Annotated in this window: 10 protein-coding genes and 1 pseudogene; 6 read left to right on the top strand and 5 right to left on the bottom strand. The window is 62.8% G+C overall.

Annotated elements, in window-relative coordinates; all coding sequences use genetic code 11:
- Nucleotides 1-271: 271 nt before the first annotated feature.
- From arsH to PARACOCCUSGL_RS0119335, 5 genes and pseudogenes are all read right to left on the bottom strand, one after another.
- Nucleotides 272-979 (bottom strand): arsenical resistance protein ArsH, encoded by a 708-nt coding sequence (gene arsH, locus PARACOCCUSGL_RS0119355; protein WP_010400457.1) that lies wholly within the window; start codon nt 977-979, stop codon nt 272-274.
- Complete coding sequence (gene arsB / locus PARACOCCUSGL_RS0119350) at nt 976-2,049, bottom strand: ACR3 family arsenite efflux transporter (RefSeq protein WP_010400456.1); 1,074 nt, start codon at nt 2,047-2,049, stop codon at nt 976-978. The genes arsH and arsB overlap by 4 nt, the downstream gene beginning before the upstream one ends.
- Nucleotides 2,050-2,061: 12 nt before the next feature.
- Nucleotides 2,062-2,487: an arsenate reductase (glutaredoxin) gene (gene arsC, locus PARACOCCUSGL_RS22530; RefSeq protein WP_010400454.1), complete on the bottom strand. Its 426-nt coding sequence runs from the start codon at nt 2,485-2,487 to the stop codon at nt 2,062-2,064.
- Nucleotides 2,488-2,520: 33 nt separating this feature from the next.
- Nucleotides 2,521-3,015, bottom strand: a pseudogene (locus PARACOCCUSGL_RS22525) (arsenate reductase ArsC); the annotation flags it as partial.
- Nucleotides 3,008-3,370, bottom strand: coding sequence for a helix-turn-helix transcriptional regulator (locus tag PARACOCCUSGL_RS0119335; RefSeq protein WP_010400452.1), 363 nt, complete (start codon nt 3,368-3,370; stop codon nt 3,008-3,010). The pseudogene PARACOCCUSGL_RS22525 and the gene PARACOCCUSGL_RS0119335, both read right to left, overlap by 8 nt.
- 714 nt (nt 3,371-4,084) lie before the next feature.
- On the opposite strand from PARACOCCUSGL_RS0119335, the gene PARACOCCUSGL_RS0119325 reads away from it, so the two are divergent.
- The 6 genes from PARACOCCUSGL_RS0119325 to PARACOCCUSGL_RS21690 form a co-directional block, all read left to right on the top strand.
- Nucleotides 4,085-4,282 carry a hypothetical protein gene (locus PARACOCCUSGL_RS0119325; protein WP_010400443.1) on the top strand — a complete coding sequence of 66 codons (198 nt, stop codon included), beginning with the start codon at nt 4,085-4,087 and terminating at the stop codon, nt 4,280-4,282.
- 136 nt (nt 4,283-4,418) lie between these two features.
- The gene (locus tag PARACOCCUSGL_RS0119320; protein ID WP_237701584.1) at nt 4,419-4,652 is read left to right on the top strand and encodes a hypothetical protein; all 234 of its coding nucleotides are present in this window, start codon (nt 4,419-4,421) and stop codon (nt 4,650-4,652) included.
- 433 nt (nt 4,653-5,085) lie between these two features.
- Entirely contained in the window at nt 5,086-5,445 is a 360-nt protein-coding gene (locus PARACOCCUSGL_RS0119315) for a hypothetical protein (RefSeq protein ID WP_010400439.1), read from the top strand.
- 256 nt (nt 5,446-5,701) lie between these two features.
- On the top strand, nt 5,702-5,908 hold the full coding sequence (locus PARACOCCUSGL_RS0119310) for a cold-shock protein (RefSeq protein ID WP_010400437.1): 207 nt from the start codon (nt 5,702-5,704) through the stop codon (nt 5,906-5,908).
- Nucleotides 5,909-6,025: 117 nt separating this feature from the next.
- A complete protein-coding gene (locus tag PARACOCCUSGL_RS0119305; RefSeq protein ID WP_010400435.1) occupies nt 6,026-6,316 on the top strand; it encodes a DUF982 domain-containing protein in 291 nt (96 codons plus the stop codon).
- 534 nt (nt 6,317-6,850) lie between these two features.
- A partial coding sequence (locus tag PARACOCCUSGL_RS21690) for a cold-shock protein (RefSeq protein ID WP_010400433.1) occupies nt 6,851-6,994 on the top strand: 144 nt, incomplete at its 3' end.

Here is a 6,994-nt window from a genome sequence, read left to right as displayed (position 1 = left end):
CTTCACGACACAACAAATTGGCAATGCCCCTCGAACATCTTTTCCCTCCGATGAGCATTGCGCAGATGCGTAGCAGGTGAGGAAAAGAAGATCTAGGTCAGGGGCTTATCCGGAGGCATCCGCGTAGGTTCTGTGGACAGTTACCTGATCCAGAGGTACCCTTGCACTGGCGAACTTTCCTATAAGCGGTTCAAGCCTGATCGGTCGCTCTTGGCACGATCCGGGTGCGTCTCGCGATCTGCCATCCGCCCGATGTCGGGCCTCTCCAGCCTCATGTCGCGGCCTTGAGGTTCAGCCGTTCCTCGAGCTTTGCGGCCGTCTCCTTGCGCTCGCTGTAGCGGTCGGTCAGGAAGGCCGACAGGTCGCGGGTCAGCAGGGTGAACTTCACCAGTTCCTCCATCACGTCGACGATGCGGTCGTAATAGCTCGACGCCCGCATGCGGCCGGCCTCGTCGAACTCCTGATACGCCTTGGCGACCGAGGACTGGTTGGGGATCGTCAGCATCCGCATCCAGCGGCCCAGCACCCGCATCTGGTTCACCGCGTTGAAACTTTGCGAGCCGCCCGAGACCTGCATCAGCGCCAGGGTGCGGCCCTGTGTCGGACGGATCGCCCCCATCGACAGCGGGATCCAGTCGATCTGCGATTTCATCACCCCGGTCATCGCGCCGTGGCGTTCCGGGCTGGTCCAGACCTGGCCCTCGGACCACAGGCACAGCTCGCGCAGCTCCTGCACCTTGGGGTGGTCGGGCCCGGCATCCTCGGGCAGCGGCAGGCCGTTGGCGTGGAACACCCGCGTCTCGCAGCCGAAATGCCGCAGCAGGCGCTCGGCCTCCAGCGTGGCGAAGCGGCTGTAGGAGCGTTCGCGCAGCGAGCCGTAGAGCAGCAGGATGCGCGGCGGATGCGTCGCGCGGGGAATGTCCGGGATCGCGGGCGCGCGCAGGCAGTCGGGCGACAGGTTCGGCAGGTCGGGGATCATGCGCGGGCCTCTTGCGGGGTTGCTGCGGGGAACCAGCGGCGGCCCAGCCACAGGGCGGCGTTGACCAGAAGGATCAGCACCGGCACCTCGACCAGCGGGCCGATGACGGCGGCGAAGGCCACGGGCGAGGCCAGCCCATAGGCGGCGATGGCGACGGCGATGGCCAGCTCGAAATTGTTGCCGGCGGCGGTGAAGGCGATGGCGGTGCTGCGCGGGTAGTCCCGCGCGATCAGGCGGCCCATGGCGAAGCTGACGACGAACTGGATGGCGAAATACAGCACCAGCGGCACGGCGATCCTGATGGTGTCGAGCGGCAGGCGCACGACATCGCCGCCCTTCAGGCTGAACATCGCCACGATGGTGAAGAGCAACGCGGCCAGCGTGATCGGGCTGATCTTCGGCAGGAAGACGTCCCGATACCACTCCTCGCCCCTGCGCCGGATCAGCACATGCCGGGTCAGGAAGCCGGCGGCGAAGGGGATGCCGAGATAGATCAGAACCGCCTCGGTCACCGTCCGGAAACCCACCTCGATCACGCTGCCCTCCAGCCCGAACAAGGGCGGCAGCACGGTCAGGAACAGCCAGGCATAGGTCGAGAAGAACAGGATCTGGAAGGTCGAGTTGAAGGCCACCAGCCCGGCGACATATTGCCCGTCGCCGCGCGCCAGCTGGTTCCAGACCAGCACCATGGCGATGCAGCGCGCCAGGCCGATCAGGATCAGCCCGGTCATGTATTCGGGATGATCGCGCAGGAAGATCACCGCTAAGGCGAACATCAGCACCGGCCCGATCAGCCAGTTCTGCACCAGCGACAGCACCAGCACCCGCCGGTCGGCAAAGACCTTGGGCAGGTCCTCGTAGCGGACCTTGGCCAGCGGCGGATACATCATCAGGATCAGCCCGATGGCGATGGGGATGTTGGTCGAGCCCACCGCCATGGCGTGCAGCGCATCCGGCAGGCCGGTGAAGACCGTGCCCAGCAGGATGCCGAGCGCCATGGCCGCGAAGATCCAGAGCGTCAGGTAGCGGTCGAGAAAGGAAAGCCGGCGGGACGGGCTGTCGGGGGTCATCACCTGCTCCTTTCAGGCCGGGCGGATACGGTTGCCCTGGGCATCCACGACTTGCTCGCCGTCCTCCTTGCTGAAGGCGGCGCGCTGCGGCGGCAGCAGGTCCAGCACCTGCTCCGAGGGCCGGCAAAGCCGCACCCCCCTGGGGCTGACCACGATGGGGCGGTTGATCAGCACCGGATGTGCCAGCATCGCCTCGATCAGCGCGGCGTCGGGTAGTGCCGGGTCGTCCAGCCCAAGCTCGGCATAAGGCGTGCCCTTCTGGCGCAGCAGATCGCGCGGCGCGATGCCCATGCGGGCGATAAGCTGCTCCAACATCGCGCGCGAGGGCGGCGTCTTGAGGTATTCCACCACATGCGGCTCGATCCCGGCATTGCGGATCAGCGCCAGCACGTTGCGCGAAGTGCCGCAGTCCGGGTTGTGATAGATCACGACGTCCATGCTGTCTCCTGCCTCGCTTGTGCCTTCGGAGCATCCGATCTCGTGCAGCCTGGAGACGAGGCTGGCGCGGTCCAGGGTGCCGATCGGCAGGGCGGCAAAGGCCTGGATGCGCGCCTTCATGTAGCGCAGCGTCTCGATGAAGGCCATGTCGCGCTGCAACTCGCTGCCGGTCGCGGCTGCCGGGTCTGGAAGGCCCCAATGCGCTGTCATCGGCTGGCCCGGCCAATAGGGACAGGCCTCGCCCGCCGCGTCGTCGCAAACGGTGAAGACGAAATCCATCACCGGCGCGTCGGGCCCGGCGAATTCGTCCCAGGTTTTCGAGCGCAGCCCTTCGGTCGGGTAATGGTAGTTCTGCAGGATCTTCAGGGTCCGCGGATGCACCTCTCCCTTCGGCTGGCTGCCGGCCGAGAAGGCGCGGAACCGCGCGCCGCCCTCCTTGCGCAGCACGCTTTCGGCGATGAGCGAGCGGGCGGAGTTGCCGGTGCAGAGAAACAGCACGTTGAAGACACGAGGCGAGGCGTCAGCCATGCAGGGCATCCTTGCTGGGTTCACAGGAACAGGACAGCGCGGCCGCGACCGGCGCGCAGATCTCGGGGTGGCCGTCGCAGCAATCGCGCATCAGGAATGCGATCAGTCCGGCCAATGTCGCAAAGACGGCGCTGTAGATGATGAAGCGCCCCTCGCGCCGGGACCGGATCAGCCCGGCATGTTCGAGATGGGTCAGGTGAAACGACAGCCGCGAGGTGCTGGCACCCCCCAGGGCCTCGCCGATGGCCCCGGCCGCCATGCCCTCCGGCCCGGCCTTGACCAGCAGCCGGACGATGCGCAGCCGGGTCTCCTGCGACAGCGCCGCGAAGCCGGCAAGGGCGCGTTGCTCTTCCATCGAATCAACCACTCAAGATATGTTGAGACAATGAAGGTGAGACCTGATGTTGTCAAGCCAGCAGGTGCGTCTCGACGACGGCTGCTCGGGGAATCCGCGGAAGGTCAACCTTGAAGCGGACGCAGTTCAGCATCTGTAAAGTCTCGTTACCCATGTCCTGGACGCGCGGAGGAAATAGCTGACGTGACATCATCGTATCTCGAGGGCGCGGACCCCGACGGTCGGTAACGACGCTGGCGGCGCTTTAGGTGCCACCAGACCGGCGCAACATTCTTTCCAGCCATATGACCAGCTTGCACGATAGTTTCGATCCGGAGGGCGCAATTCCACCCCTTCGACCCCATGTCTTGTTCATCCGAGCGGGATCTCCGGGCGGTGCCATGGAGGACCCCATTGTGGGCACCGGCCCAAAGAACGACACTCTGGACCCGAGGGACACCCGTCAGGGCCAGCAGGGCGAGCTGCCGGAAGCCCCGCAGCAGGGCGACAACGATCCGAAAGACGACCCCATGCGGAAGCCTGCTGACCACAGATGACGGCCGGCTGCCATTCGAAAGGCGAAGCGGGCGGAAACCTGCGGACCCCCGATCTTCCGGTAAATTGCCGCACCAAGGCGTGGTCCAAATCTGCGCTGGTATGCGGCATTCAAAAGCTGGAAGGTGAAGCGGCGGATCCAGGTCCGCCGTTTTCGCTCGTCCAGATAGGGAGGTTTCCATGACCAAACGTGTTGCCCTGACCGACGCGCTCACCGGAGCTACCGAAATCTTTGCTCAGCCGCCGTGGCATCTTGAGGGGATCCGCCATTTCCAGAATGGGGATCTGGTGAAGCTCGTCCATGACGACGGAACAACCCGGCTCATTCCGATCAGATCCTGCACGTCCGGGCTGTTCGAGCGGTTCCGGGACTGGTGACGCGACACGCGCCAGCCATGCTGACGGTCAAGCCGGCCGATACCGCTGCAAAACGGGTATCCGGTCTTCGTCCTTTGGGGCAACCAGCAATCGCCTGACACGAGTCGCCAGGCAGCAACCGATGGAAGGCAGGAAGGTGGCAATCGAAAGCCCGGATCAATACGAAGCCGCCATAGAGCACCTGCTGCAAATGCTCTTTCTGGCCACCGAGCGGCCCGGCCAGCTCATGACGACGGATCTGCGGGAACACCTCGCTCTCGCCGCCCAGAAGCGCGACAGGCACGGAGATTTCGGCGCAGCGCGATTGCTGATCGAATGGGCCGACCGGATCGACGCGGCAGCGGAAAGAACCGATCCCGCGCCTGAATAGGAATCGCAAAAGCCGACCGACGCAAAACTCGTCGTAACGGCCATCGACTGCGCTGACCTCATCCTGCCGTTGCAGAACCGCCTCGTCGTCACCGAGATTTCTTTCTCGGGCTTTCCGGAGGTTGGTCGATAGGCGCATGTCTCCTATGGCCTGCAGCCCCCTGACACCCCATATCAGCCGTGCCTGTTCGAATTTTTTCGTCCGGCAACAGGGAGACCCAGACCGTGGATTCCGCAGACATCGCCAGCACCCCCGAGAAACGACCCGAGCCGCAGCATGATGCAGGAGTGCGCCGGCGTCGGAAAAGGGACGGGAACGAGCGCGGCATGCCGGTTCGTGCTGCGAGCGGCATGGACGATCCGACGACCGATCAGGCGTGATCGATGGGCCGGCAGGCCCAAGAGGAGCGACCGCATAAAGGGAGGGGGCGAAAATGGTCTCATTGGTCGAGAACAGCGACAGAGATATCAAGGAACGGCTGAGCGATATCGAGCTCCGCTTGAGCGAGCTGGAACTGCAGGGCCTCCAGGGCGGGGTCTATTCCAACCCCGGCGGCAAGGAGCAGAGCCTGAGGGATGTCCTGGCCTGGCTGGAGCGGATGACCCCGGTGGTGCGCCGGCTCTACTGGGCGATCAAGGAGGCGGCTCCCCAATTCGATGGGCCGGACAGAAAGGCGCTCGACCAGGCCGTGGGCGCGCTCGATGCATGGCAATCCGCCCATTCGCGGCTACATGAGACGATAGCGGAAACGAACGCCCGGGAACTGGACGGCAAGGAACAGGGCGAAAGCTGAGGTTTGGAGTCTGCGGTAAAAACGGCCTTTTCGGAATTTTCCGCCGATGCGGGTCGCAAATTCTTTCCTTGCCGAACAACGGGTAATGGGCCGAGATCGCATGATCCCCGGAATTTCCTCGTAAACTCAGCCGGCATGACCTATATAGGATCTGCATCTCTTGTTTTCGGACCCTGTTCCTTGCGGCTCAGCTTCGATCTTCAGCTTTGCCGGGCCGCTGCGCTATGTGAGCGGCATTTTTGAAAGGAACAGCACGATGGCCAATGGCACCGTGAAATGGTTCAACTCCAATAAAGGCTTCGGCTTCATTGCCCCGGAAGCGGGCTCGAAGGATGTCTTCATCCATATTTCCGCGCTCGAGCGCGCCGGTATCCATCATCTGAACGATGGCCAGGCGATCGCCTATGATATCGAGCGTGACCGCAATGGCCGGGAATCGGCAACGAATCTCGTTCTCTTCTGAGAGCAGCGCCGAAGGGTAATACAGGCGGGGTCGGCTTCATGCCGTCTCCGCTTTTCCTTGAGGAGGGTGGGCATGCGTTGCCCGCCATTCCGACCGTTCCGACAGAAAAGTTTCATTATGGAAATTCACTGGGGTACGCCCCTTTCATTCGTCATTTCGTCTGCAGGCGAAGTGCAGAAGTTCAGCACGATCGAGCAGGCGAGATACTGGCTCCGCAGGAGGTGGCCGGTTTCCAATACGGCCCAGCACCATGCGCTGGAGCAGCTGGATGCCGCCCTGCACTGCCTTGTATCGGTGGGATCGGCGCGACGGGCTTTCATCGCTGCTGCAAAAGCTGCCGGTTTCGTGCCCGAAACCTCGATCGCACAATCCGCACGTCCCTTGTCCGCTTGCATGGCGACGATCTGAGACCGGGGTTGGTCCTGCTATGGCGGTGCCTGTGCGGGAATGGAAATGCTCCGCAGAGTGACCAGCCGAAAGCCAGCTGGTCGATCCTGAATAGGCTGTGGGGCCTCGGCCAAGAGCTATCGCAAGAAAGATAAGCTACCGGGACTTTCGAGTGCCTCGGATATTCCGATGCCCTTGGCGTACAAGCCAACCCTGCGCTTAGTAGGTATACGCTATAGGTGCGTCCGAAGATGGGGGCAGAAGATAATGTCCCACCATTCTCATGGTCGGGTTCCAGTCGAAAATTCTCAGATCAATCGGTTTTCGAGCGATTCCGGGAATTTTTGTCTGGCCAAGTGGAAAATAGCCAGGTTTGGCTCCATTGATTCAGGCATCGGACAAATGCGATGCAAGAATGTTTTGCTTTATCCGGCGCGAAGGCGCATGCAGGGGGCGCTACGTTGCTTCTCTCTGCATCCTGTCTCATTTCGGCTTCAGTCTGCTTTTGAACTGACCTGCATTCCGCGAGCGACAAATCCACAAAGAGATATCACGATGGCCAATGGCGCCGTGAAATGGTTCAACGCCGCCAAGGGCTTCGGCTTCATCGCGCCCGAGCATGGCGGCAAGGACGTGTTTCTGCACATTTCGGCCCTCGAGCGGGCCGGGCTTAGGTGTTCAGTCCCGGCATTTGGTGGA

This window comes from Paracoccus sp. TRP, from assembly GCF_000185925.1.
Taxonomy (GTDB): domain Bacteria; phylum Pseudomonadota; class Alphaproteobacteria; order Rhodobacterales; family Rhodobacteraceae; genus Paracoccus; species Paracoccus kondratievae.
Note: the sequence above shows the minus strand (reverse complement) of the source record. Positions and strands in the feature narration are given on the sequence as shown.

What these genes read in the sequence shown, in the direction of transcription:
- PARACOCCUSGL_RS0119325 (WP_010400443.1), top strand. Translation starts at nt 4,085, where the DNA reads ATGACCAAACGTGTTGCCCTGACCGACGCGCTCACCGGAGCTACCGAA.
- arsH (WP_010400457.1), bottom strand. Translation starts at nt 979, where the DNA reads ATGATCCCCGACCTGCCGAACCTGTCGCCCGACTGCCTGCGCGCGCCC.
- PARACOCCUSGL_RS0119335 (WP_010400452.1), bottom strand. Translation starts at nt 3,370, where the DNA reads ATGGAAGAGCAACGCGCCCTTGCCGGCTTCGCGGCGCTGTCGCAGGAG.
- arsB (WP_010400456.1), bottom strand. Translation starts at nt 2,049, where the DNA reads ATGACCCCCGACAGCCCGTCCCGCCGGCTTTCCTTTCTCGACCGCTAC.
- arsC (WP_010400454.1), bottom strand. Translation starts at nt 2,487, where the DNA reads ATGGACGTCGTGATCTATCACAACCCGGACTGCGGCACTTCGCGCAAC.
- PARACOCCUSGL_RS0119310 (WP_010400437.1), top strand. Translation starts at nt 5,702, where the DNA reads ATGGCCAATGGCACCGTGAAATGGTTCAACTCCAATAAAGGCTTCGGC.
- PARACOCCUSGL_RS0119315 (WP_010400439.1), top strand. Translation starts at nt 5,086, where the DNA reads ATGGTCTCATTGGTCGAGAACAGCGACAGAGATATCAAGGAACGGCTG.
- PARACOCCUSGL_RS0119305 (WP_010400435.1), top strand. Translation starts at nt 6,026, where the DNA reads ATGGAAATTCACTGGGGTACGCCCCTTTCATTCGTCATTTCGTCTGCA.